Origin of the sequence: Microcoleus sp. Aus8_D2, assembly GCF_036702665.1 — a bacterium.
Classification (GTDB): Bacteria; Cyanobacteriota; Cyanobacteriia; order Cyanobacteriales; family Microcoleaceae; genus Microcoleus.
Map to the genome: position 1 here is coordinate 356,388 of NZ_JAUBUN010000001.1, position 1,468 is coordinate 357,855.

Consider the following 1,468-nt stretch of genomic DNA (forward strand, 5'->3'; position numbering starts at 1 on the left):
CTAGGACAAACAAACTAATAAACCCGCCCCCACCCCACGATGAAGCCGGGGCGGGTTTATCATATTTATCATTTTTTTCTGGATACCTTGGCGAACCCGCCCCTACCACAATTATATCTATTTAACCAGATATTCTGGATCGTTTTCGATCGGCCTGTAGGGGCGGGTTCACCAACCATCTTAACTAGGACAAACAAACTAATAAACCCGCCCCCACCCCACGATGAAGCCGGGGCGGGTTTATCATATTTATCATTTTTTCTGGATACCTTGGCGAACCCGCCCCTACCACAATTATATCTATTTAACCAGATATTTTGGATCGTTTTCGATCGACCTGTAGGGGCGGGTTCACCAACCATCTTAACTAGGACAAACAAACTAATAAACCCGCCCCCACCCCACGATGAAGCCGGGGCGGGTTTATCATATTTATCATTTTTTCTGGATACCTTGGCGAACCCGCCCCTACCACAATTATATCTATTTAACCAGATATTTTGGATCATTTTCGATCGGCCTGTAGGGGCGGGTTCACCAACCATCTTAACTAGGACAAACAAACTAATAAACCCGCCCCCACCCCACGATGAAGCCGGGGCGGGTTTATCATATTTATCATTTTTTCTGGATACCTTGGCGAACCCGCCCCTACCACAATTATATCTATTTAACCAGATATTTTGGATCATTTTCGATCGGCCTGTAGGGGCGGGTTCACCAACCATCTTAACTAGGACAAACAAACTAATAAACCCGCCCCCACCCCACGATGAGGCAGGGGCGGGTTTATGAGATTTATCGTTTTTTGCTGGATACATTGGCGAACCCGCCCCTACCACAATTATATCTGTTTAACCAGATATTTTGGATCGCTTTCGATCCCTCACCACACGATAAAACTTATTGTCCAACCGCGCAGAAAGCCGCCCAGTACATGGGGGATTGGTAAGGTTGATAATCCTGTTTGTAACCGCGACTGTATCTGTTTTTAATTTTCTGCTTGTGTTCGCTACTCAGGAACTTCGACGCTGCTGTCCATTTTAGCAAATCTCCTATGCTTAAATCCCGCAACCACAACTGAGACTCGCGCAAAGCGACAGACACAGCAGGCTGATTCTCTGAACGAAAAAGCTCATAAAATTTTATCATTAAAATCGCGGTAGATACATCATTGACAGCCCACAAAGTGCTGAGTACACTCGTCGCCCCGGCATAGAAAAAACCGCTAGTCAATCCGATATACTCATCTGTGGTATTTCTGGCATCGGTTAACCCAGTTTCGCAGGCAGAAAGGGCTACTAAACGGCACTTACTTAACTGCAAATCGAAGATTTCTGTCAGCGTCAGGCATTCTGCGATGTCGAAGGTTTCGCCTCGGCGGGAACGAATATAACTTTTGTTTTCGGAGGGAACCCCCCCCAGCCCCCCCTTGGTAAGGGGGGGAGTTTGATTGGGAACCCCTCCC

1 protein-coding gene is annotated in these 1,468 nt (G+C 46.9%); it reads right to left on the minus strand.

Annotation, left to right across the window (positions count from 1 at the left end):
• Nucleotides 1-903: 903 nt before the first annotated feature.
• The coding region (locus tag QUB64_RS01465; protein ID WP_333393935.1) for a CHAT domain-containing protein at nucleotides 904-1,468 on the minus strand (565 nt) is incomplete at its 5' end.